Source organism: Flavobacterium sp. Leaf82 (assembly GCF_001422725.1).
Classification (GTDB): Bacteria; Bacteroidota; Bacteroidia; order Flavobacteriales; family Flavobacteriaceae; genus Flavobacterium.
The window spans coordinates 112,631-134,934 of sequence record NZ_LMMA01000006.1; the positions used below are offsets into that span (position 1 = coordinate 112,631).

Consider the following 22,304-nt stretch of genomic DNA (forward strand, 5'->3'; position numbering starts at 1 on the left):
TGCCCAAAAAGAGCCTCATCCTTTTTAAATCTAAAAAAGCATTACAAAATAAAAAAGTATTAAAACAATTAGCTGAATTGTTCTAAAAACAAAAGAAAAAGTGAAAGAATAATACTTATCATAACCTAATTTATTAAGAAGAAATTATTGTACAAAACTATTTATAAAATGGTATAAAAAGCTGCGTATTTATACCTGTTTTACATCTAATTTCTGTCTTATTTTCTATAACACGAACCTTCTAAAAACAGTAAGAATAAAAAAATCAATCTAACCTAATACAAGTATATCCAAGACAATTTACATAATCGATAATATTATCGCATTGCGGCTCAACGGCTTCGATACGTAATATTTTATCGCAATCTTCGAGATCAAAATTAATCTTATAATCCGGAAAATGGGTCTGGATTACCGCTATAACATAATTTTTCTCTGATTCTTTCAGGACATTTGTTTTAAAAACCTCAACAACCATAACTATTTATTTAATATTAGCTACTAATTATTTTCGCTGAAAAAGATTGTATGATACTCCTGCACGAATATATCCTTGCGCATCTTCCTTATGATCATACACATAACGATTGGTACGTTCTCCTTTTTCAGTAATACGCGTGCTTATAACATTGTTGACACCGGCTTTTATAAATGCAATGATTTTGGGCGTAAAGCAATATTCATAGGTAATGCCGGATTTTAATTCCAACTGATTCAGCTCATAAACGCCACTTAAGTTTGAGGTGTTTAAATTTAAGTAAAAACTTTCAGTATTTAACTCTGTTCCAAGTGAAATTCTTCCGTTTTCAGATAATTCCCTTCTAAACAAAAGACGTTGTGGCAAGATGAAATCCATGTCCCATTTTGAATCTTTAAATTTATGGTTTATAGAAAAAAGCGGTGTCACAGGCACAATCGACGACGGATCCAGCAAAGCCAAAGCTCCAACAGTAATTGTCGTACTTGGTGTTCTTTTAAGTACTATAACCGCAGATACAAATCCTTTTAATCGTTGCAAATTATCCTCATTTCCGTCAACACTTACTGTTGCGTTGTAGATTATTGGTTTCTTAAAAAGCGATGACATATAGGTCGCACTTACTGCTCCTGCCCAATAATGAAAATCTTCTGTACCTCTGGTATACGTTTGTGTACTGTTATAATTATAAATATCACCAAAACCATAACTCTCGTATTTATATCGAAGCGAAGTTGTTACAACAAATCTTTTAGAACTGGATGCATAAAACGGCAAATTAAAAGCCGCTTTAAAACGGTTATGATTTTCGATTCTGCCTCTTTCGAATTTATTTCCAAATAATTCCGAATCGTAATTCGAAGGTCCTAATTGTTCATATTGCACATCAAAAGTTCTTGTCGTTGGGAATTTATCAACAATAGCTTTACCAAGGGTTTTCATTCCAGGTTCTTTTTCCTGAGCCATAGTTTGCAAAGAAGTAAATACAACGATTAACGAAATGATTTTTGATTTCATAAACTTGAAAAAATTAAGATTGTTTTTGGAATTTAAGTTGGAAACTCAGGGTCAAAAATACTTTACAACCACTTATTATAATAACATATTTATACCAATGGCGTATCATTTATACGAACGGCGTTTGTATAATTTATAGTTCACAAACTGTTATAAACTATAATATTACCTTAATTTTGCCGTTATGAGGATTCTTAAAATTTATCAAAACTTTTTTCTCCGTAACATTATCGTAAATAGTATTATTTATGCCATTATTCTGGCTTGTGTTTATGATGAAATAAGACTTGACGGTCATAGTTGGACATACATTCTGAGTAAAATTGCAATTGGATATTTTCCTTGTATTATCTGGATTACGATTTTTAATATTTTCATCATCAAGCCTGTTTTATTCCGCAAAAAGTTCAAGCTGTTCTTTACGCTGCTTATAGTATACTGGACTTCTTTTTACTTTTTTATGAACTGGTTTTTTCCAATGGCAGGACTCGGAAACTTAAAAACGCTTCAGATATTATCGCTTATTATAAACGGAACATTTTTTTATTTTATTCATATTGTCATCACAAAAAAAGTCTCTGAGACTAATAAGGAAATTATCAATTTTAAGTCTGAACTTTCTTTTTTAAAACAGCAATTGAATCCACATTTTTTACTCAATGCAATGAATAATTTATACGGAGAATCGCTGTCTGATCCTGATAAATTACCGGATCGAATCCTTAATCTTTCAGACATGTTGCGTTATCAGATTGAAGCCAGCAAGAAAGATTATGTTTTTCTGGAGGAAGAAGTTGCCTTTATAAAAAAATACATCGAATATTATACTTTTCAAAACGAACGTCTTGTGGTGACCCAGAATTTAGAAGGCGATTTTGACAGTATCGATATTCCACCTTTGTTCTTTTTGCCTTTGGTAGAAAATGCGGTAAAATTCTCTGCCGAAACTTCGGAACCTTTTATAAATGTGGATTTAAAGGTAAAATGCAACCAATTGTCTTTTACTTTAAGGAACAATTATCTGGAATCCGGTTCAAGGCTTTCGAGCACCGGAATTGGAATCGAAAACCTAAAAAGACGTCTTGAAGTTTACGGTTTACGACACGAATTAAACTGCAAAAAAGAAAAGAATATCTTTATCGTAAAATTAAGAATATGGCATTTACCTACCGCTGTCTTATCATAGACGATGAATCGCCGGCACATAAGGCGCTTGCATCGCACATCTCTAAATTTGACGATCTGGAACATTCCGGAAGTGCTTTTAGCGGAATGGAAGCGGTAAAAATGCTCAACGAAAACACGTACGATATTATTTTTCTGGATATTAATATGCCTGTAATTTCTGGTGTTGAGTTAATGGAATTGCAACCCAAAAGACCGCTTACGATTGTAACAACTGCTTATTCTGACTTTGCACTTTCGGCATATCAAAACGATGCTATAGATTATTTGCTAAAACCTATTTCGTTCGAGAAATTCTCTAAAGCGATCGAAAAAGCTAAAATTTATTTCTCCGGAAATACCGCAAAAAAAGAAACCGCTACAGATGCAAAATTCCTCTCGCATCGCATAAACGGACAAATGACTGAAATCCCACTGACTGATATTATCTATATTGAAAGTCTGGGCAACTACATGAAACTCTACAGTACGAAACTAAAATCGCCCATTATTATTTACGGTTCGCTTTCTAGCATTTCTGCAGAAATTGATAGTTCTAATTTTATTCAGGTTCATCGCTCTTTTATTGTAAACATTACTAAAATTACAGCCGTAACTTTTAAATCTCTCACAATGTTTAATGGGGAGATTATTCCTGTGGGAAGGAAATATCAGATTTTGCTAGACAATCTGCAAATTAGATAATTTGTAAATTAGATAATTGAAAAGCTCAACTTTTATAGTTGGGCTTTTTTTGTTTATGGATTTCGAAATTTGAAAATAATTTAATCGATTATGGATTTCCATAAAGTATAAAATTATTAAATGATGAGATTTGTTTTGAATTAATACTTCAAAACACTCATGAGCTGGAGTGTGAGTCAGCTTAACTTTAAATTAAATAATATGTCAGATGACTTAGGTAAAAAAAGACCACAAGATTCCAGTAAAATTAGCCTTACAGAATCATGGGAAGTTAATTATTGGTGCAAAGAATTAGGAATCTCTGAAGTTGAATTACGAGAAGCTGTTAAAGCAGTTGGTCATTCAGCAGCAGCGGTGCGAAAATATCTTGGCAAATAATTTGAAAAGCTCAACACTTAGTTGGGCTTTTTTGTTTTTGAAAAACAGGTAGAAATACTTGGTGGTTAATTTTTTATTAGTGGTATAATTGTTTAAAAATAAACTTGTTGAATTATGGTTTTATTTTAACATATAAATTAGGAAAGTATGATTTTAAAAAAAAATAACAAATAAAATTTATGGAATATTTAATCGACTTAAAATTTGAAGACACAAATTATGATGCTTTAGTACATTTTGTTGCCACTTTCAACGTTAACAGCGAAAGTGAGGCAAAATTATTTGTCGACGAATTCAAAGCTGCATTCGAAAGAAAAAAAGTAGTGATTAACTTAATGAGATATTACAGAATTGACAATGATTCCGAACTTCTTAAAAGAAGTCTAAATTATTATGAGTTTTGCAAATCTTTATGTACAGCATCAATAAATATTGAACAGTTTATAATTAAAAATCCAGATCAAACAAAAACTCTTGTAGAGAATATGATGAATAACTTTTTTTCAGGAAAAGATTCAACAGCCTTTATAGGAGAGAAATATAATTTCCCAGTTCGAGTACTAGATAAGGAAACTCGAAATTCTTTATCTAATGACATTTACTATTTTGCTATTGAACATTTAATTCCGAAAATTTAAAAAATAAACACGTACAAAATATTTCTTTTAATTTACTAGTTAGAAACATTTGACATAAACTAATCTAAGCTCCTTAAAATTATTTGCTATCACATATAATCATGAATAAAAAAATAAAAAAATATTTAAGATTTTGGTTTTTAATAGATTTTGTCGGATTAGGCTTAGGAGTATTTTTAGCTGGTTCTTATTTAACTTACTACAAAGATTTTCCTGAAAGTATACAAAATTTATGGAGTAATTTAACTATTGAAATTATAGGTGTTTGGCTAAGTGTAAGAATTATAGATTTTTTAATTCAAAGAAATAAAAATTTTAAACAAACTCGTTTCTATTTACTTAGAAATTTTTCTTATTTTATTGATAATGCTACAGATGTTTTAACATATGGCGTTAGGGAAAAACACATTGAGATTTTAGATCGAGAAATTTTACATTTCAATATTAGATGGGAAAAAAGAAAAAAACAATTTTATTCGAATGAAATAGAACTAATTGAACAATTAAAAAATATAGAGAAAAAAATCATTGAAAATTGTAGAGAACTTTTACATTATTCTAATGAAGGATTTGCGGAAGTCGATTATTTAAAAGTTAAAAATAAATTAAGTCTACAAATAACTGATTTTAGAGTTATTTTAGAAGAACTAAGACAAAATATTTGGGAAGAAAGTCATCCTGATGATTAATTTTATTATTTTGAGAAGCGTTAAAAGCTAATTAAACTTTTCTAAATTTTATATTTTAAACAAAAAAAGAGACTTCTCACAAAGTCTCTCTTTTAGTATATCTTCTACAAAAAATTATTTTACTTTAAATAACTTCTCTAAATACTCTACTTTATCTTTCTCAGACTGAACTAAACGCTCATAAAGTTCTACCACTTTATCAATAGGATTAAATGTAAATTGATCATAACTACCAAATGCTCCATGACTATTAGTAAAAGCCTCAGCATTAAAAGTATTGAAATAATTAATTACACCTTCGTCACTATAATTTTTAATAGCTTCAGCCGAAACGCCTAATGCTTCAGCAATGACTTTTAGCTTTTCTTCATCAACATTTTCACTTCCTTCAATAATAGAAATAGCTTGTTGACTTGTGCCCATTGCCATAGCAAGAGCTTCTTGTTTCATACCTCTAAGTTCTCTGATTCGGCTAATATTTCTGCCAATATGTTTTGGTTTTGTTGCTGTGCTCATAGTTCAAAGATATTTAAAATTCCGTTAGATTTTCGGTTTTTGTAAAATACAACGCTGCAATTGTGAGATACAATTTTCTGTATATTATTTGCTTTTTGTGTATTGAACAAAAATACAATATTGAGACAAGTATATTAATCGCTTCTATTTATTTTTCTTGGGTTTATTTCAAAGAAAGAATCTCAAATATTTCTTTTTGATTTAAATACAATGCTTTAGAATTGATAACTTTATAAACAGTTCTCTTAATCTCATATTTTGTTTCTTTTCCTAATCCAACTTGAAGGGCAGAAATTTTTTCATTATAACTATTTTTATTTGTGTTAAATGACACTTCACTGTTTACAATTAATCTACTTTCATTGTTTCTATATACATGATATTTAAAAGTATTGTCTTTCGAAAGAATTAATTTCTTTTCTAAAGACTGATCATCTTCGGCAGATTTTTTTAATAGATAATTTAAGTTACCTTCTTTATTATATAAAAACTTTATATCCCATTTGTCTAAATAATCTGAAGCCTGTGATCTATACGATTCCATATAAGCTTTTATGAACCTAAAATTCTTATGCTTATATTTTTCATTTGATGATATAAACTTCAAATCTTCAAGATTATAATCTTGCAAAAAATCCTCCAAAAAGTCTATTAGATCAAGAGTGTTCAGATTTTGATTAACACTCTTGTTTAGATATTTATAATACACTTCATTTAGATAAAAAATATCTGTACCATTTATTGTAATTGTTTTTGTTTGGGTATTAAAATTTAGTTTAATTATATTTTCGTAACTATCTCTTTTAAAGCTAAATAACAAAGTATCTTTTGTTTTTATAAGAGAGCATAATGAAGGCATTTTTTTTGTTTCTATCTCAGATCCATAAAAATCATAATACGCTATGGTATCCTTCTTAAAATTGTATGTATAAATTAATTTACTTGTATTAACTTCTTGTTTTTTATTGATTCTTTCCTCATTTACATACTCACCGTTATCAATAATTTTATTGAGAATATATATTGTAGTATACGATTTTGATGATTGTGCTAAAATGTTCATACTAAACGTTAATAGCATCCATAAGACAAAGGCAAACTTTTTCATGATTAAATCATTTATTTTCTAAGAGATGGCATAAGTACATAAAATGATTCACTTTACAGACACGGATTGCGAATCTGCGATATCGAAACAATTTTATTTAGCTTTTTTTATTCTAAATTGTACTGATAATGGCTCGCAACATTTAAATCCTAAATAATAATATTTACTTGTAACTCTTTTTATATAAAGAGTCTTTTCTGAATCATTATATTTTGTGCATTCTTGTCTATTTAAAAATTTTAGAGGAATATCAACCAACGTTTTGATTTTGGTATTTACATCATATATGAATGTTTTATATTCATCATCTTCATCTACATACAAAATCAATTCTTTTTTTAAGTCAAAATCACGTTCAATACCTCTTAAAACTTCATTCCCACTTTCTTTATCATACAACCAAAAATAGAAATGACTTGTGCCTCCTCCATTGCCCTGTAAAGCAAAATAATTAGTAAAATCAATTTTATTAAAATGTCGCATATAATTAGCTTGAAATGTATCAACTAACAAATATGTGTTATCTCTTTTTCCATTGATTAATCTAAAATTAATTATCTCCTTATTATTATCTATAGCAGGGAAAATAATTAATTTGTAGTTTTTTTTCAAATCAAAAGAATAAGACTTAATTGTATCTCCCATTTCATCTATAAAAACAGTTTTTTTAATTATTTGAGCTTTTTCCGTTTTTAAATTAGTTTTATCTGCACCTTTGTTGCAACTTATAAAACAAAAAAGCAGGGCGGGAATTAATATTTGATTTCTCAATTTGCTTTATCGTTTAAACTAATTTTAGAATAAGAATCTAAGACAGTATCGCTCGAAATACTATCTTTAATTATTGTTTTAATTTTGAAAATTCTTTTGTCTTGATAATAATAAGTCCTTTTATAATAAATATGTGCATCAAAATATTTGACCTTTAGATTCATCTCTTGAAACTTGTTTTTTTTATTCTTTAAAATTTCAGCAAAAATTATCTTAGAATTGTTGGGTAAATATTCTAGAGGATTAGATTTTGGCAAAATGAAATTACAATCATTATAAAAATGTTTGTCTCCAGTATTATTTGAGTCTTTACAGTTTTCTTTAATAATCTTTACTATTTCATTATCATTTTTCAGGAAGTCTAAATCGTTTACAGGTACAATATTTATTAATTCAGTTGTATTCTCAGAATATTTTATATCTGTAATCGACGTGTAATAATTAACGTACAATATATTTCCTACTGCAATACGATTTTTTTGTTCCTTATTATATTTGAAATGATTTACTATTAAATCATTATTTTCTTTTGAAAATGTAATTGAATCATTTTCTAACCTAGAACCATATACCCTAGCATATTCATCGTTGCTTTCATGAAAATAGTGACGAATATATAGATCCTTGTCATTTGAATGAATGATCAAATAATCCTGATTGAAAACCTTGCAGGAAGAAACAATAATAAATAAAATACAAACAATTAGTTTAATCTTTTTCATTTGGCTTTTTTTTCAAAATAATGTCCTAACTAATCTCTAATAGTTAGAATCTTTTTAGAAAATACAACTGAAGACAAGATGCCATCATAAAAAGCAAAATTCATATATGCTTTGATATTTTTATTTTTGATGATCAAACTAACACCCGCTGCTTGATCAAAAGAAACTACAGGTAATCCTGAAGCATTTTGATATGAATCTGGGAAAAGACTTTTAAATTGAGACAATTTAAATTTTTCAGATAATATAATTTTTTTGCCTTTATACTTTAAAACAATCTCTTTTTTTGAAACTTCGAAATTAAGATAATAAACAAAAACACTATCTTTAGTTATTAATAATGATACTTCATTGTTTGAAAATTTATTAGTTTGATATTTTTTTCTAGTTAAAGGAATCTCATTTTCGTATTCAGAAGAATTTTCTTTTTTAATTAATTTACCAAAACATTTTTCTAAAGCTCTAATACTTTCATATTTGAAAAAAAGTTGATGCTCATTAAGTTTAATGTCATTAAATAATATTGTGTCATATTTTTTATTTTGAGAAAAGATATTACTCACAATTAGAAACACAATAACTATATAATATTTTTTCATAATTATTTTTTTTATCTCTTCTCAATTAATATGGTGTTTCAGGTTCATTATCAGATAAGAAAACATCAATTAACTTTTCATCATAAAAAGTAAAACATAAATAACCTTTGCTAGTAGATCTAACTATAAAGACTGGTATAAATGCAGCTCTTGATAATGGAGTTGCGTTAATTCCTTTAGCTAGTTTGTATGAATTCGGAAAAGCCTTTCTAAATTCATACAAACTATAATTATTTGAGAAGGTTATTTTTTTATTTTTAAATTTTAAAACTATATTTCCTTGAGATTTTTCAAAATTAAAATAGTGTATGAAAGCACTATCTCTCGTAGTAAATAACATTGTGTTTTTATTTGAGAATTCATTTATAGCAAGTCGTTTTTTAGTTAATGGTATTATTTTTTTATCATTTGAAATATTAACTTTCTTTTCTATTTTCCCCAAATAATTTTCTAAACTAGCCATCTCTTTTAATCTAAAAAATAAGTGATGATTGTTTAGACTAATGTTTTCAAATACTATTGTATCGTATTTTTTGCTTTGACTATTGCAAAAAATAGTTTGAAGTACTAAAAATATTAATAGTTTAATTGTTTTTTTCATTCTTTATTTTCTTTTGGTTTAAAAACCTCAAAATCTTAAAACATAGTAAACATGAAAGCACGGATAGCAAATCCAAGCTACAAATAGTGTTATATAGTTTAATTTAATATCCATAATTTCAACAATATTAATTATCTAACATAACATCACTTAGCTTATTATTTTTAAAATTAAAAAACAGGTATGCTGTTTTTTTATCTTTTTTAATTAATAATTTTAGTTGATATTCTTTGTCATTATTTTCATAGATATTTGGAAAAAACTTTTTTATATCCTGAATTTTTAGATTATCAGTTATCTTTATTTTATTAATACGTAAATCTATTTTGTCAATTATTTTTATACGTTGTATAAAAATATTTTTTGAATCATTAGTGTAACTAAAATCAAAAAAATCTGAATAGATCATATATACATTGTCTTTATCTTTAAAATTTTTAAATGGAATTTTAACATATCTACTTGGTGATACAGTAGCTTTAGTTTTAGTATCGTTAATATATTTTTTTATTTTTTCAAATTTCACATAGAAATTATTTCCATTAAACTTTAAATCATAAAATGAAATTGTATCACATTTTTTGCTTTGACTATTGCAAAAACTAGTTTGAAGCACTAAAAATATTAATAGTATAATTATTCTTTTCATTCTTCATTTTCTTTTGGTTTAAAAATCTCAACATCTTTCCAAAACATAGTCAATCCATACTGAGCGACTGATTTGAGCCTTATTTTATCTTTGTTTTTCATGCCTTTATAGTTATTAACAGCAAATTTTTTCTGTGGTATATTAAAATAAATAGGTCCGAATTTTGAGGATATTATTGATTCCCATTTTTTATACAGTTCGTCTGTTATTTCCCACCCCATTACATTAACTTTAAACATAAATATTCCATTTGAGCTAGAATCTTCGTCTTTTGGTAAATGTGTTTGTTCTGCTCCATCCCACTGTTTAGCTCCATTACTGAAATCTGTGCCTCCAACTAAAGCATTAATTTCACCAGCAATTGCATGAATCATACTAGTTTTATTTCGTTCTTCGTTTGTTTTTTTTCTAAACTTAATAGCTTCTCTATCATTAATCCCGTAAGCTGTTTTATTTCTTTTATGAACACTAGCTATAGCAAACAATTCATTTTTATCGATAATTCCATAACCTATTGAACTTTCAGCATATATAGTTGAAGCAGAAACTATAAACTTTTCATGCACCACATTCACGTCATTCTCTTTCAATAATTTGGTATTATTATAAGTCAAAAGCTCATTTCCGTTTCTGTCTTTTTGAGTAGATTTTCCATCACAAACGTAAACATCATCTACACTTCCCTCATAATCAGGCTCGTTTATCTTACCTTCAAAAGTACCATCTTTATTATAGAAATGTCCGTTGATATAGATAATACGATCTTCCTCTTCTTGCTTAGGTCTGTAATAATAAGGCTCGCTTTCCTTGATTTGGGACACTTGCCAGTAGGTTACAAAATCTTTGAGCGTACCATAATTCTGGATTGCAGGCGAAATGGTTAAAATCGTTTGCATGTTTTCAGAACTCTCAGCATCGAATATTTCTGAAAAATATACGATATAAGCATCATTAAATTTATACTTTTTTGCTGGCATATCTCTTTCTCCTTTGCTGTAAAAATGTATTTCTCCTTTTTCCATTCTTTCCGTTTCCTTATCGACATTTTTTAGCAGGTTGCGCCAGAAGAGTCTCGAATAATTTGTGCTTGTCCAGAGTAGTTCTCGTTCTTCTCCCAGAATAAAAAGTTTGGCTGATGTCATAATAATATTTTTTACATTATTGCATTAGCATAAATCTATAATTAAGGCTACGTATCGCTAGCCTCAATAAATTATTAAAGTATTAGAATAGGGTAATAGTTTAGATATTATCTTTTTAACCTTTTAATTTCATTTAACCATAAATTTTTTCCTCAAAAAAAAACGTTTCGTAAACCAATTTTTCTTACATAAATAATTATATTAGCCCCGCCACTAATCGATAAAATAATTGTAGAAAAAAATGACCATTTTCAATTTCCTTTTTAGTAACAAAAATTTAGAATGCCCAAGATGCCAAGGCAAAGCATTTGTAGATTGGGATGACATACGACGTTTAAACAAAGTGCTAAAATGGGCGCCCGGTCCTTGTGCTTATTGTTATGGTACCGGAAAAATTGACAAAGAAATGCTCTCAAAAGTTGCTGTAGACTACACTTATCTCACCATAGATTTGCCAGAATCTGAGATGGAAAAAATAATAGAAGGCGACGCAGAAACTCTGGAAAAAGGAAGAATACACGAACTTTTTTTAGACAATCTTATAAAATATGTCGAAGATCATTTGAAGAAAAATATGAATGCTGAAGGTATCGCCGACTTATACTTGCGCACTGAAGATGAAAATGCCCTGTTTTCGTTAGAAAGAAAAAATCTTATACAATACATCGAAAAAATAATCGAATTGAAAGAATCTGACCAGAGTTAGTTATAAAACGTTAATGCTTTATATACAATCGCCCAAAAGATTTGTTTTTACATATTTCTACAATCCTAAAACAGATAAGATCAATCAGGAAATCTTGTGATTTTTGTCTTTTTATATCTATTTACTAAAAAAATATCTTACAAAAAAATTTACTTTTTGCACTTTAATAAGTAACTTAGCTAGATCATGCAATGTTATTAATTAGCCTGTATACAATTGCTATACAACACATTGAAGCCTAAAACTATCGAATCGATAAATTCAAATGCCCAAATCAAAATGAATTTAAAAGAAAACACGCACATAAGCAAAACCTACAAAAGCTTACAAAGAGAAATGATCGATTTCATAGAACTTGGCGAAGCTGACTACACTATTGCCGACGTTAATAAATGCTTATCATTACTGGATAATTTCCTGGAAGAAATCTCTAAAACAGATTCAAGAGAAACGGGAATCTTAGCTGTAAAAAAAACAGTTTTAGCGATTAATAATCTTAATGAAAATTGCGAATATGAACTGGTAGAAACGGAACAAAGAGAAAAAATTGCCGACATTATTATTCTCGCCGGACATCTTAAAGGCTATAATCATATCAATGAAGATACAACAGAAGAATGGCGCGAGTGGTAAAACGATAGATTATAGACTAAATAAAATGAACCTAAAATAAGGATTTATGCAAAAACAGGTATAAATACGCGTTCTCAGAACTATATTAAGTGGTAAAATTGCAGTAAATAATTTTTAGTTAAGAGTTAAGTTTTCCCAAAGGGGAAATTAATAACATACTGTCATTTTTTTTGGAACAATTTAGTGAGATTTCTAATCGAAGCCAACGATTAGAGATCTCACTTTTTTTTGTCCTCTTTAAAAAATTAAAACTGTGAATTAATTCTAACCAAACCTTTTACCAAAGCAAGTGCTTTTATACTGGTTATAGGAAACTCTATAGTTTGATGATGCGGGTTCTGAGATACAAATTGCACATACGACTCTCGGTCTGATTGTTTGATGTAGCGGGTAAAAAAGAATTCATTACCATCATTGTTCACATAAATCAGGTACATTTCGCCCCAAAGAATGTTAGTTACCAGATTAAACACCTTTTTGTAGACTACAATATCTCCGCTTTTTAATAAAGGAGACATACTATCTCCTGTTATATACAATGCTCCGTCAAATTCTGAGATTTTGGGAACTCTGATAAAATCAACTGGTCTTTGATCTTCATTGTTGCCAAATAAATCAATAATTCCGGCTGTGGTTTGAATATCATAGAGCGGAATATCCAGTTTTTTTAAATTTTTATCTGTTCTTTTATATAATCTGGCGTCAGTTTCCTGCAAAGCACTCCACTTTATCATGTCTCCATCACCTGTAAAAAGCCATTCCAGATTGATATCTTTATATCTTGTTAAGATATTCTCTAACTTGTCTAAACCTATCGTTTTATTGTTTTTTAGCTGACTCGCAAAAGAACCATTAGACATCCCCACTTCCCGCTCAAACGCACTTACTCTAATTCCCTTGAAATCAATGTACTGCTTAATCCTCTGTATTGTGTTTACTGCCATAAAGCATTTTTTTTAGAAAAAATCCTACAATTATTAGTTACCTAAGAAATATCCTACTATATTTGTATCGTTGATAATACAAACAAAGCGATGGGCAAAAATATAAAAACAAAACCGAGTTATAACCAAGATATCCTAAAGATTATAAAAAATAAGTACGGATATTCTGACGACTACATTCGCAAGTCGATACGAGGCGACCGTGTAGGGCATATTTCGGATATGATTAAGGCCGAATATAACAAACTGAATAATGAGTCTAAAAAAGCGATAGAAAGCAAAGCTGAAGAGTTAAAAAATCAAAAACCATTCTGATTATTCAATGGTGAATCTCAATAAGCCTTGCAATTTGTAAGGCAAAATAAAGTACAGCAATTTTTAATATTCATTGTTTCTTTCTTGCTGTGCTAAAATGAGGGAGATTACTGACTCCCTCATTTTCATATTAGTTTTTTTTTATTTTCCTGAAAAGGAAGTTGAAACACCGTCAAGTCATGCAACGTATTTCCTCAATACTGAGCTTGCTTGCGGTGATTCTTCAAGATATAAATTAGCTTTAAACTATTTAGGAATAATTAAGCAATATTACCAAGTCCGTCCGGAAATGGTCTGTAGGCATAATAATGCAAAACTTCTTCGATTGCTATTTTTAGCGCTTCATTTATGGGTACAATTACAACTCCCATTCTAAGATCGATTTGTGCCAGCTGCATATAATAATTGGTAAAAACAGGTACATATTGTCCTTTTATAATCGCTTTTTCGGCAGCATTGAAGTTTTCTTGCTGTTCTTCTTTTATGATTTTGCAGGTTGCTAATCGCAGTTTTCCATATTTATCAGTATTTGCCGCATAACCAAAAAGTCGGCATATTAAACCGCGATAACGATAGTTGCTGCAACTCCCATTATGATGTTCGAGAATAGAAATTGGTCGGTATAAAAAACAGTTCTTTGTAGTAATATCGTTTAATAATGCTAAAGTTTCTTCGGCTTTTCCGTTTAAAAACAAATGAAATGCCCACGGCAAAAACTCCAAAGGCGATGCATCAATATTGGGCGTCGAACAGCATTTGCCACAACCGGCGTTGCAAAATAAATGAGTCTCTGACTTAAAAGCAGTAATTTCAATTTCTAAGCGATCAAACAATGTTTCAACCTGCCCAACCTTCTCTTCTATTGTCATCCTTTTTTTGGTAAGGTAGGCTAATAGAAATGGCTCTGGCCAGAACTGTACATTTATTATGAATAAAAGAAATTAATCTTCAATCTTGTCACAAACTGCTACGATTAACTTTAATAATCAACTAACTAAAATATTTTCCTTGATTTTATGTCTGATTTACAGAAACAAAATAAAAACGGCAATAAATTACAGTCTGTTGAAGATTTGCATCGTTTATTTCTGAATAAAGAAAATAACTAAATTTTAATATAAAATCAGTCTAAAAATCAAATTTCGGTTGGTATTTTTGCGTTAGAATCAGCAATAAAATTAAAAGCCCATAATCTCTATGACCAGAGAACATTATATTCCGTTTAATAAAGAATTTTTACTTGAACAACAAGTCGCCTCTTTTTCTGAAGATCCAAAAAAAGTGGATGATTTTAAGCGGTTATTTGATATTATCGAGCATTACTTTCATTACGAAGCCTTTAACCTAAACCGAAATCTAAAACAGCATTACGCTTTATTTGATCCGGATTTAAGTTTCAAAGAGCGTGAAGTATTTATGGGTAAAAGCGATTTTAATGTTTTTAAGGCAACCTTGCTTAAAGTTTTAGAGCAAGGCAATTACCGCCGTATTGATCAGGAAACTTTAGACAAAGCCATAAATGATTCTGATTTAATAGGTCTGAAACTTTCTATCGATTTTAATGCTTTTAAGGATTATGAACTTTATGTTCGCGGTCATCATAAAGCCAAAGAAAAGGTCAAGAAATGGATCTTTTGGAAAAAAGAAATTGAGATCGAATATTATGATCGTGTTATGATTTATCTTAATTATAACGAACAGGATTATTTGAGCGAGAATAAAGTCAAATTAGGAAAAATGCCAATTGATCCGGGAACTATTGCCTTAAAAATCTTTAAGCGTGTTCCTAAAAATGATCTGGAAACAATATTTCCAAACGCAATTCCAAGAATGTCTGCCAGAGATAAATTATTTTTCTGGGTTCCGGGTATTGGCGGCGGGATCTCGCTATTAAGTACGACCGTAATTCCGGCTTTAATAGGTATGTATGGCGCTTATCAATCTGGTGAGGCGATCGATTTACTCAACAGTAAAGCATCCTTAAATCAAGGCTTAATTGCTTTAGGAATATTGTCTTTATACTTGTTTCGCCAATACAGCAACTTTGTAAATAAAAAAATAAAATACTCTAAAATACTCTCAGACAGTCTTTATTTTAAGAATCTGGGTAATAACAGCGGTGCTTTTTACTCTTTATTAAATTCATCTGAAGAAGAAGTTCTTAAAGAAACCATATTAGCCTATACTTTTTTATACAGAAGCGATAAGCCATTGACTGCCAATGAACTCGATACACAAATAGAATTGTGGTTTACGGCAACATTGCAAACAGATCTTGATTTTAATGTAAAAGATGCATTGTCTAAATTAAAAAACATAGGTTTGGGGATAGAAAATAACGGTAAATGGGAGGTAATCGCTCTCGATAAAGCGCTTATTACTATCGATGAATTATGGGATAATGTTTTTGAGTATAATCAAAAATAAAGTTTTCGATTGTTATATTATATCGTCATGATAAGCAATGCTATAAACGAAGTAACTGCGGTTAAAATAATCAAGGAACCAAGAAATACTTTTATCGATTCATTTTTATTTTCCGGATTGCTTTTGGCATTATAATAATCGTAACGCTTATAATTTCTTACGGGTATTTTTGCCTCTTTTTCTTTGTTCTCTAAAGTAATATAGAGTACAATAGGCTGCGATTTTTTTAAATCTTCTAAGTCCATAATCTACTATTTAAGGATTGTTTTTAAATCAGAACAAAATTAAATATCATAGCAAAAACAGTTTACCCTAATAAGTTTAAAAAACAACAAAATAGGATATATTCTACTTATGATAGTTTTAAACTTAATTAAAGAAGAATGTGAACTTTCTTTTTTATAGATATTGGTTACATCAAAAATCATTTTGTTTCTAAAACATAATAAAGATTTTTATTACAGAAATCTTAATATAAAAAATAGCATTACTTCGCTGCATATTCTTAATTTTGTAAAAAAAACAGCACAAATATTTAAATCAAATTAAGAAAAATAATTTGTATTTCATTGTAAAAGAAAGCATACCAGAGTACCCCAAACGAATATGTTAATCTAAATGACAACAAAATGAAACTTACAAAATTTTTAAGCGAACAAGGTTATGACATTATCGAAGGCCCTGTTAGAAATCATAAACCATTACAATTATGGCTTAAAAAACCTTTTGACGAAGTGCAGCTTTATTATGCCAGTATCGAACACGCATTTAAGAGTAATGTGGTATTAACCGAGATTGAGAATCCTGCTTTAAGCGTGAATTCGAATCAAAAAGATGATTACGGATTTAATATTGGTATCACACTTTTGCAGGAAATCCTGAAAACACTTGGACTTGGAGCGTTTGAAATCGCCACAAAAATCAAATCCGGAAAAACCGTAACAATCAGTTATGATAATTCTGTTACCAAGGAATATACTATTGGCAACATCGAAGATTATTTTTTCTCTGCAGATTTTCTGCATCCAAATCCGTCGTTGCTAAAAAATGCAAACCGCAATTATATTCTGGTAGTTACAGGAACTGTATTTGCTAAAAATCTTATTGTAGACATCGAAACTGACTTTACATTAGATGATAATTTAGTAGCCAGTCTAAATGAAATTGCGAGTGGAAAATTAGATTTTGCAATTAGCAATACCAACAAACTGCATATGACTTCGAACGCCGAGATTCATTTTCCGGTCGCTGTTAAAGCAAGCAGGATCGATTATGACCGAAGCCGTTTTCAGAAACTTATCCTGATAACAGACACTCAAAATATATTCTGATCTTAAAACTTCTCTATAAATAGAAGTTGATAAAAAATGCGCAAATGTTTCTCTCTTTGCGCATTTCTTTTTAATATTTTTCTGATTCTTAATTCTTAATAAAAAATCCTGCCTACGACCAAAATAAAAGAAATTTTATTAGATTTACGTATATCTAAACCCAAAACAATGAGAACATTAGAACAATGGTTTGACGAATACGCAGTAAGTCATCAAAACCCAAAAAACAAGGCGATACATTATATATGTGTTCCTGCAATTTACTTTTCTATAGTTGGTTTATTAATGAGTATTCCAAGTGATATTATCGCAAATACATTAAAACTAAATGCGCCTATTATTGAAAACTGGGCTGTTGTGGTGCTTATTTTTGTTCTCATTTTCTATATCCGTTTATCTGTTTCTATGGCGATTAAAATTGCCATTTTATCAGCGATTTGTCTTGTGGTAAATTATTTTATAGGGCAACTTGTGCCTTTATGGATATTTTCTATTGGTGTTTTTGTGATTGCCTGGATTGGTCAATTCTACGGACATAATATAGAAGGCAAAAAACCTTCTTTCTTAAAAGATCTTCAGTTCCTGATGATTGGTCCGGCGTGGGTTGTTGAGAATTTATTTTCGAAGAAATAATATACTTATCAAAAGTTATGAAAGCAGATAAAACCAGCAGAACGGCTCAATACATGGCTTTGTTTAGAGCTTTAGAGTCCCGATTGAATAAAAAAGACCGTTTATTTTCAGATCCTTATGCGATACATTTTCTGGATACAAAATTAAGATTCGCTACGCGCCTGTCTAAATATCCTGCTATTAGAAAATATGTCGAAAATACGATACAAAAAAAAGTACCCGGGGCTTTTTCTTCTGGAATTGCTCGAACAAAATATATTGATGAATTGCTGCAAAAAGCTATTTTAAGTGGCGTAAAACAGGTAATTATTTTGGGCGCCGGATTTGATACCAGAGCTCTTCGTCTTGACTTCTTAAAAGATGTTTCGGTTATAGAAATTGATCATCCTAATACATCAAATTTTAAACGTCGAATTTATAAAAACCGACTTGGCAAGGTTCCTGACAATATTGATTTTCTTCAAATAGATTTCAACAAACAGGATCTCGATCAATTAGCGGCACAACACAATATAGACTTTAGTAAACCTACCGCTGTAATTTGGGAAGGGGTTACAAATTATTTGACTGAAACGGCTATTAATAAAACGTTTGCTTTTATTTCTAAATTTGCCAAAAATTCGCATGTTATTTTTACTTATGTACATCAGGATATACTCGAAAATCCTAAATCATTTTTAGGTGGCGAAAAATTATTAAATGACCTTAACGAGCTTGAAGAGCAATGGACATTTGGTTTTATTCCTGACAAATTACCCGATTATCTAAATCAGTTTGATATTAAATTAATAGAAGATTTAGGTGCAAATGAATATCGCGAGAGATATTTACCAAACAGAACCGAAAATGGTTATGAGTTTTACAGAACTGCTATTGGAGTAAAACAATAAAGCTTCGTTTTTAATCACTGAAATTATCCGGTAAACGATGAAAATAAATATAAACAGCGAGATTAAAATTGAAAGTTATGATATTTTCACTTACAGAAGAATCAGGCGTGCGATTGGTTATTTAGGAATTAGTCTTCCGATATTATTAGTGGGACTTTCTTTGATTTCTTTTTTTCAAACCAAAGTTCAGCCTTCTATTAGTGATTATTATTACACGAACTTAAGAGAAATATTTACCGGAACTTTATGCGCCGTTGGATTATTCCTTATTTGTTACAAAGGCAACAGAAATGCTTCATTCTGGAAAAACGATTATTTACTGACCAACATTTCCGGAATTATGGCTATAGGAGTTGCTTTATTTCCAACAAATCCAGAGGATTTTAAGAATAAAATTTATACCCTGATTCCTTTTCCTGAAAAGTGGCTGGGTTGGCTTCATTATGGTTTTGCCGCATTATTGTTTTTGATATTTGCTTTATTAGCGATTAATGTTTTTACGATTGGGCAGGAAAACGAAACGAGAGCGCCGAAGAGTATTTTAAATGAAAACAACATTTACAGAACTTGTGGTTATGCAATTATTGTGTTGGTTATTCTGGTACCTATTTCAGAGTCTTTAAAATTATTTACCTATTCGACTTTGGTACTTGAGGCACTTGCGCTTTTTGCATTTGGAATTGCGTGGTTAATAAAAGGGCGTGCCTTGGGAGATAAAGGTGCAATAGGACAAAAACTATATCAGGAAAATAATCCGGTTGATACTGAAAAAATCTTTGAGGAATAATATTCCTAATTCAAAAACAAAAATATAAAATATAATTATTTTCTTACATTTAACAAATTCTATTTTATATTTTCTATTAGTTGAGTTACTTTTGCAACTTTATTATTATTAAAGTTACTCCCTGTAATCTCATGAAATTATTATTTGTTCTTGGAATTTTTATGTTGTCTTTTTCTATAAATGCCCAATCTGTAAATGGTACAGTTACAAATACAGACGGAAAACCAATTGACGATGTTCTCATTCATAATTTTACATCAAAAACGCATGCTCATAGCGATATCAACGGGAAATTTATAATCGAAAATACAAATCCTCAGGATAGTATTCAAATCTCCAAACAAGGTTTTATTACTCAAAATTTTAAAATTCAGGGTACAGATTTACGATCTATTGTATTAGAAGAAAAACCGTTTTTACTTGAGGAGGTTACCATCACCAATAGTCTTAAATACCTGAATACAATTTCTAAAATAGACTTAGAAATTCAGCCTGTCTCAAATTCTCAGGATCTAATGCGCAAAGTGCCGGGACTTTTTATTGGTCAACATGCGGGCGGTGGAAAAGCAGAACAAATTTTTCTAAGAGGTTTTGACTGTGATCACGGTACAGATATTAGTGTTTCTGTAGACGGAATGCCTGTAAATATGGTTTCTCACGCACACGGTCAGGGTTATGCTGATCTTCATTTTGTAATTCCGGAAACGGTGGATAATATCGATTTTGACAAAGGTGCTTATTTTGCCGATAAAGGCGATTTTACTACCACTGGTTACATTGCTTTTAATACTAAAAAAGCTTTAAAAAACAGTTCGGTATCTTTTGAAATGGGGCAATTTGATACTTTTAGAACGGTTGCTTTGTTTGATTTACTAAATACTGAAAACCAATCGGCTTATTTTGCCGGAGAATACATGATGACGAATGGTTATTTTGATGCTCCGCAAAACTTTAACCGCATCAATTTATTTGCAAAATATTCTGCTAAAATAAAGAACGGAGATAACATTGCGATCTCGTTATCTCATTTTACAAGTCAATGGGATGCGAGCGGACAAATTCCGGATCGTGCTGTAAATAGCGGAATGATTTCGCATTTTGGGGCAATTGATTCTAATGAAGGTGGAAATACCGGACGAACAAATGTAAACCTGCAATATGATTCTAAAATTGACGATTATTCTAAGATTAAAAACACGGCATATTTAAGTAAATATGATTTTGAACTGTTTTCTAATTTTACCTTTTTCTTGAACGATCCTGTAAACGGAGACCAAATCAGGCAAAAAGATAATCGAACCATTGTAGGATTTCAGTCTGATTATGACCGCAAAATAAATGACAAATGGAGTTTTAAATTAGGTGCCGGATTGCGAAATGATAACAATAAAAATATCGAATTATCACATACGGTAAATCGAAAAACTGTTCTGGAATATTTAAGCCTTGGAAATGTAAATCAGACGAATCTTTTCTCGTATGCCAGCGCTGATTTTATATCCGGAAAATGGCTTATTAATACGGGCTTGCGTCTGGATTATTTTAAATTTGGTTACGAAGATCAATTGGCGCCAACTTACAGCAATCAAACACAGACGAAAGCAATTGTAAGCCCTAAACTAAATTTTTTATATACTCAGGATAATACTTTACAATATTTCTTAAAATTAGGAAAAGGTTTTCACAGCAATGATGCGCGTGTTGTAGTGGCACAAAAAGGTCAAAAAATTCTTCCTGAAACTTATGGTGCAGATCTGGGTATTAATTGGAAACCTTTTCCAAGAATGATCGTTAACTCGGCTTTGTGGTACTTATATCTGGCACAGGAATTTGTATATGTGGGCGATGAAGCGGTTGTTGAACCAAGCGGAAAAACAGCACGTAAAGGTTTTGATTTTGGCTTAAGATATCAATTTACCAATTGGTTATTCTGGAACACTGATTATACTTATACACATGCCCGCTCTATTGATGAACCAAAAGGACAGGATTATTTACCTCTTGCTCCTGTTCATACTTTAACAAGCGGACTTTCTATTAAAGATTTAAAAGGATTTTCAGGAAGTTTAAGAACACGGTTTTTAGGCGACAGACCTGCAAACGAAGATAACTCTGTTGTTGCAAAAGGATATTGCATCACGGATTTCTCCGTAAATTATCAAATTAAAAAGATTTCGATTGGGATAAACATTGACAATATTTTTGATACGAAATGGAAAGAAACACAATTTTTAACAGAGACAAGACTGGCTACAGAAACTGATCCTGTCGAAGAAATACATTTTACAGCCGGAACTCCTTTTAATGCCAGGTTAATCCTGAAATATAGCTGGTAGTAATTATTATTTTCAAATATAAAAATTCAGATATTGAGTTTTTTCTATGTTTATTTAATTGAAGTTCCTTTATAATGCTTTACAAGAATATCTTAACTTTGGTCTGGCTGCATAAGACAGTTTTT

The 22,304-nt window shown here is 30.0% G+C and carries 26 protein-coding genes; 13 read left to right on the forward strand and 13 right to left on the reverse strand.

The genetic code is table 11. The annotated features are described in order from the left end of the window. Positions 1-265 precede the first annotated feature (265 nt). Both ASF10_RS06565 and ASF10_RS06570 read right to left on the reverse strand, forming a co-directional pair. A complete protein-coding gene (locus tag ASF10_RS06565; protein WP_056246917.1) occupies positions 266-478 on the reverse strand; it encodes a hypothetical protein in 213 nt (70 codons plus the stop codon). 27 nt (positions 479-505) lie between these two features. Next, a complete protein-coding gene (locus ASF10_RS06570; protein WP_056246919.1) occupies positions 506-1,495 on the reverse strand; it encodes a hypothetical protein in 990 nt (329 codons plus the stop codon). Between the two features lie 184 nt (positions 1,496-1,679). Here ASF10_RS06570 and ASF10_RS06575 point away from each other — a divergent pair, with 184 nt between their 5' ends. The 5 genes from ASF10_RS06575 to ASF10_RS06595 all read left to right on the forward strand — a co-directional run bounded on the left by ASF10_RS06575 (position 1,680) and on the right by ASF10_RS06595 (position 5,069). After that, complete coding sequence (locus ASF10_RS06575; RefSeq protein WP_056246921.1) at positions 1,680-2,681, forward strand: sensor histidine kinase; 1,002 nt, start codon at positions 1,680-1,682, stop codon at positions 2,679-2,681. Further along, a complete protein-coding gene (locus ASF10_RS06580; RefSeq protein ID WP_056246923.1) occupies positions 2,651-3,364 on the forward strand; it encodes a LytR/AlgR family response regulator transcription factor in 714 nt (237 codons plus the stop codon). The genes ASF10_RS06575 and ASF10_RS06580 overlap by 31 nt, the downstream gene beginning before the upstream one ends. Positions 3,365-3,565: 201 nt before the next feature. Continuing rightward, on the forward strand, positions 3,566-3,742 hold the full coding sequence (locus tag ASF10_RS06585) for a DUF3606 domain-containing protein (RefSeq protein WP_082472393.1): 177 nt from the start codon (positions 3,566-3,568) through the stop codon (positions 3,740-3,742). A gap of 179 nt (positions 3,743-3,921) precedes the next feature. Continuing rightward, on the forward strand, positions 3,922-4,380 hold the full coding sequence (locus tag ASF10_RS06590; RefSeq protein ID WP_056246928.1) for a hypothetical protein: 459 nt from the start codon (positions 3,922-3,924) through the stop codon (positions 4,378-4,380). 101 nt (positions 4,381-4,481) lie between these two features. Then, positions 4,482-5,069 (forward strand): hypothetical protein, encoded by a 588-nt coding sequence (locus ASF10_RS06595; protein ID WP_056246930.1) that lies wholly within the window; start codon positions 4,482-4,484, stop codon positions 5,067-5,069. A gap of 114 nt (positions 5,070-5,183) precedes the next feature. Here the strand turns inward: ASF10_RS06595 and ASF10_RS06600 are convergent, their stop codons facing one another. The 8 genes from ASF10_RS06600 to tssD form a co-directional block, all read right to left on the reverse strand. Further along, positions 5,184-5,585: a helix-turn-helix domain-containing protein gene (locus tag ASF10_RS06600; RefSeq protein WP_056246932.1), complete on the reverse strand. Its 402-nt coding sequence runs from the start codon at positions 5,583-5,585 to the stop codon at positions 5,184-5,186. Positions 5,586-5,748: 163 nt separating this feature from the next. Continuing rightward, positions 5,749-6,693: a hypothetical protein gene (locus ASF10_RS06605; protein WP_131726515.1), complete on the reverse strand. Its 945-nt coding sequence runs from the start codon at positions 6,691-6,693 to the stop codon at positions 5,749-5,751. Between the two features lie 93 nt (positions 6,694-6,786). Beyond that, positions 6,787-7,464 carry a hypothetical protein gene (locus ASF10_RS06610; protein ID WP_056246936.1) on the reverse strand — a complete coding sequence of 226 codons (678 nt, stop codon included), beginning with the start codon at positions 7,462-7,464 and terminating at the stop codon, positions 6,787-6,789. Then, positions 7,461-8,186 carry a hypothetical protein gene (locus ASF10_RS06615; protein WP_056246938.1) on the reverse strand — a complete coding sequence of 242 codons (726 nt, stop codon included), beginning with the start codon at positions 8,184-8,186 and terminating at the stop codon, positions 7,461-7,463. Before ASF10_RS06615 ends, ASF10_RS06610 begins: the two co-directional genes overlap by 4 nt. 29 nt (positions 8,187-8,215) lie before the next feature. Then, positions 8,216-8,785, reverse strand: a complete 570-nt coding sequence (locus ASF10_RS06620; RefSeq protein WP_056246940.1) for a hypothetical protein — start codon at positions 8,783-8,785, stop codon at positions 8,216-8,218. Positions 8,786-8,810: 25 nt separating this feature from the next. Continuing rightward, on the reverse strand, positions 8,811-9,386 hold the full coding sequence (locus ASF10_RS06625; protein WP_056246942.1) for a hypothetical protein: 576 nt from the start codon (positions 9,384-9,386) through the stop codon (positions 8,811-8,813). Between the two features lie 127 nt (positions 9,387-9,513). Further along, entirely contained in the window at positions 9,514-10,035 is a 522-nt protein-coding gene (locus tag ASF10_RS06630) for a hypothetical protein (RefSeq protein ID WP_056246944.1), read from the reverse strand. Continuing rightward, positions 10,032-11,177, reverse strand: coding sequence for a type VI secretion system tube protein TssD (tssD, locus tag ASF10_RS06635; protein ID WP_056246946.1), 1,146 nt, complete (start codon positions 11,175-11,177; stop codon positions 10,032-10,034). Before tssD ends, ASF10_RS06630 begins: the two co-directional genes overlap by 4 nt. 241 nt (positions 11,178-11,418) lie before the next feature. Between tssD and ASF10_RS06640 the strand changes: the two genes are divergently transcribed. Continuing rightward, positions 11,419-11,883 (forward strand): hypothetical protein, encoded by a 465-nt coding sequence (locus tag ASF10_RS06640; protein WP_056246947.1) that lies wholly within the window; start codon positions 11,419-11,421, stop codon positions 11,881-11,883. A gap of 279 nt (positions 11,884-12,162) precedes the next feature. Next, positions 12,163-12,516, forward strand: a complete 354-nt coding sequence (locus ASF10_RS06645) for a hypothetical protein (RefSeq protein WP_131726516.1) — start codon at positions 12,163-12,165, stop codon at positions 12,514-12,516. Positions 12,517-12,761: 245 nt separating this feature from the next. On the opposite strand, the gene ASF10_RS06650 is transcribed toward ASF10_RS06645, so the two are convergent. Next, positions 12,762-13,460: a helix-turn-helix transcriptional regulator gene (locus tag ASF10_RS06650; protein ID WP_056246951.1), complete on the reverse strand. Its 699-nt coding sequence runs from the start codon at positions 13,458-13,460 to the stop codon at positions 12,762-12,764. A gap of 575 nt (positions 13,461-14,035) precedes the next feature. Then, a complete protein-coding gene (locus ASF10_RS06660; protein ID WP_056246955.1) occupies positions 14,036-14,644 on the reverse strand; it encodes a YkgJ family cysteine cluster protein in 609 nt (202 codons plus the stop codon). 328 nt (positions 14,645-14,972) lie between these two features. On the opposite strand from ASF10_RS06660, the gene ASF10_RS06665 reads away from it, so the two are divergent. Beyond that, positions 14,973-16,202 (forward strand): TMEM143 family protein, encoded by a 1,230-nt coding sequence (locus ASF10_RS06665; protein ID WP_056246957.1) that lies wholly within the window; start codon positions 14,973-14,975, stop codon positions 16,200-16,202. A 17-nt stretch (positions 16,203-16,219) separates the two neighbouring features. On the opposite strand, the gene ASF10_RS06670 is transcribed toward ASF10_RS06665, so the two are convergent. After that, a complete protein-coding gene (locus ASF10_RS06670) occupies positions 16,220-16,447 on the reverse strand; it encodes a hypothetical protein (protein WP_056246959.1) in 228 nt (75 codons plus the stop codon). A gap of 384 nt (positions 16,448-16,831) precedes the next feature. Here ASF10_RS06670 and ASF10_RS06675 point away from each other — a divergent pair, with 384 nt between their 5' ends. The 5 genes from ASF10_RS06675 (at position 16,832) to ASF10_RS06695 (ending at position 22,179) form a co-directional block, all read left to right on the forward strand. Continuing rightward, positions 16,832-17,533: a hypothetical protein gene (locus tag ASF10_RS06675; RefSeq protein ID WP_056246962.1), complete on the forward strand. Its 702-nt coding sequence runs from the start codon at positions 16,832-16,834 to the stop codon at positions 17,531-17,533. 168 nt (positions 17,534-17,701) lie between these two features. Next, on the forward strand, positions 17,702-18,166 hold the full coding sequence (locus ASF10_RS06680; RefSeq protein WP_056246964.1) for a DUF962 domain-containing protein: 465 nt from the start codon (positions 17,702-17,704) through the stop codon (positions 18,164-18,166). A gap of 17 nt (positions 18,167-18,183) precedes the next feature. Then, on the forward strand, positions 18,184-19,056 hold the full coding sequence (locus ASF10_RS06685) for a class I SAM-dependent methyltransferase (protein WP_056246965.1): 873 nt from the start codon (positions 18,184-18,186) through the stop codon (positions 19,054-19,056). A 37-nt stretch (positions 19,057-19,093) separates the two neighbouring features. Then, on the forward strand, positions 19,094-19,843 hold the full coding sequence (locus ASF10_RS06690) for a hypothetical protein (protein ID WP_056246966.1): 750 nt from the start codon (positions 19,094-19,096) through the stop codon (positions 19,841-19,843). Between the two features lie 131 nt (positions 19,844-19,974). Beyond that, positions 19,975-22,179 (forward strand): TonB-dependent receptor, encoded by a 2,205-nt coding sequence (locus ASF10_RS06695; RefSeq protein ID WP_056246967.1) that lies wholly within the window; start codon positions 19,975-19,977, stop codon positions 22,177-22,179. Positions 22,180-22,304: the final 125 nt, after the last annotated feature.

Excerpts from the sequence above, each read along its gene's own strand:
- ASF10_RS06685 (WP_056246965.1), top strand. The coding sequence starts at position 18,184 with ATGAAAGCAGATAAAACCAGCAGAACGGCTCAATACATGGCTTTGTTT.
- ASF10_RS06625 (WP_056246942.1), bottom strand. The coding sequence starts at position 9,386 with ATGAAAAAAACAATTAAACTATTAATATTTTTAGTACTTCAAACTATT.
- ASF10_RS06595 (WP_056246930.1), top strand. The coding sequence starts at position 4,482 with ATGAATAAAAAAATAAAAAAATATTTAAGATTTTGGTTTTTAATAGAT.
- ASF10_RS06670 (WP_056246959.1), bottom strand. The coding sequence starts at position 16,447 with ATGGACTTAGAAGATTTAAAAAAATCGCAGCCTATTGTACTCTATATT.
- ASF10_RS06650 (WP_056246951.1), bottom strand. The coding sequence starts at position 13,460 with ATGGCAGTAAACACAATACAGAGGATTAAGCAGTACATTGATTTCAAG.
- ASF10_RS06615 (WP_056246938.1), bottom strand. The coding sequence starts at position 8,186 with ATGAAAAAGATTAAACTAATTGTTTGTATTTTATTTATTATTGTTTCT.
- ASF10_RS06620 (WP_056246940.1), bottom strand. The coding sequence starts at position 8,785 with ATGAAAAAATATTATATAGTTATTGTGTTTCTAATTGTGAGTAATATC.
- ASF10_RS06570 (WP_056246919.1), bottom strand. The coding sequence starts at position 1,495 with ATGAAATCAAAAATCATTTCGTTAATCGTTGTATTTACTTCTTTGCAA.
- ASF10_RS06585 (WP_082472393.1), top strand. The coding sequence starts at position 3,566 with ATGTCAGATGACTTAGGTAAAAAAAGACCACAAGATTCCAGTAAAATT.
- ASF10_RS06565 (WP_056246917.1), bottom strand. The coding sequence starts at position 478 with ATGGTTGTTGAGGTTTTTAAAACAAATGTCCTGAAAGAATCAGAGAAA.
- tssD (WP_056246946.1), bottom strand. The coding sequence starts at position 11,177 with ATGACATCAGCCAAACTTTTTATTCTGGGAGAAGAACGAGAACTACTC.
- ASF10_RS06600 (WP_056246932.1), bottom strand. The coding sequence starts at position 5,585 with ATGAGCACAGCAACAAAACCAAAACATATTGGCAGAAATATTAGCCGA.
- ASF10_RS06680 (WP_056246964.1), top strand. The coding sequence starts at position 17,702 with ATGAGAACATTAGAACAATGGTTTGACGAATACGCAGTAAGTCATCAA.
- ASF10_RS06580 (WP_056246923.1), top strand. The coding sequence starts at position 2,651 with ATGGCATTTACCTACCGCTGTCTTATCATAGACGATGAATCGCCGGCA.
- ASF10_RS06575 (WP_056246921.1), top strand. The coding sequence starts at position 1,680 with ATGAGGATTCTTAAAATTTATCAAAACTTTTTTCTCCGTAACATTATC.
- ASF10_RS06695 (WP_056246967.1), top strand. The coding sequence starts at position 19,975 with ATGAAATTATTATTTGTTCTTGGAATTTTTATGTTGTCTTTTTCTATA.
- ASF10_RS06660 (WP_056246955.1), bottom strand. The coding sequence starts at position 14,644 with ATGACAATAGAAGAGAAGGTTGGGCAGGTTGAAACATTGTTTGATCGC.
- ASF10_RS06690 (WP_056246966.1), top strand. The coding sequence starts at position 19,094 with ATGAAAATAAATATAAACAGCGAGATTAAAATTGAAAGTTATGATATT.
- ASF10_RS06665 (WP_056246957.1), top strand. The coding sequence starts at position 14,973 with ATGACCAGAGAACATTATATTCCGTTTAATAAAGAATTTTTACTTGAA.
- ASF10_RS06605 (WP_131726515.1), bottom strand. The coding sequence starts at position 6,693 with ATGAAAAAGTTTGCCTTTGTCTTATGGATGCTATTAACGTTTAGTATG.
- ASF10_RS06640 (WP_056246947.1), top strand. The coding sequence starts at position 11,419 with ATGACCATTTTCAATTTCCTTTTTAGTAACAAAAATTTAGAATGCCCA.
- ASF10_RS06675 (WP_056246962.1), top strand. The coding sequence starts at position 16,832 with ATGAAACTTACAAAATTTTTAAGCGAACAAGGTTATGACATTATCGAA.
- ASF10_RS06630 (WP_056246944.1), bottom strand. The coding sequence starts at position 10,035 with ATGAAAAGAATAATTATACTATTAATATTTTTAGTGCTTCAAACTAGT.
- ASF10_RS06645 (WP_131726516.1), top strand. The coding sequence starts at position 12,163 with ATGAATTTAAAAGAAAACACGCACATAAGCAAAACCTACAAAAGCTTA.
- ASF10_RS06590 (WP_056246928.1), top strand. The coding sequence starts at position 3,922 with ATGGAATATTTAATCGACTTAAAATTTGAAGACACAAATTATGATGCT.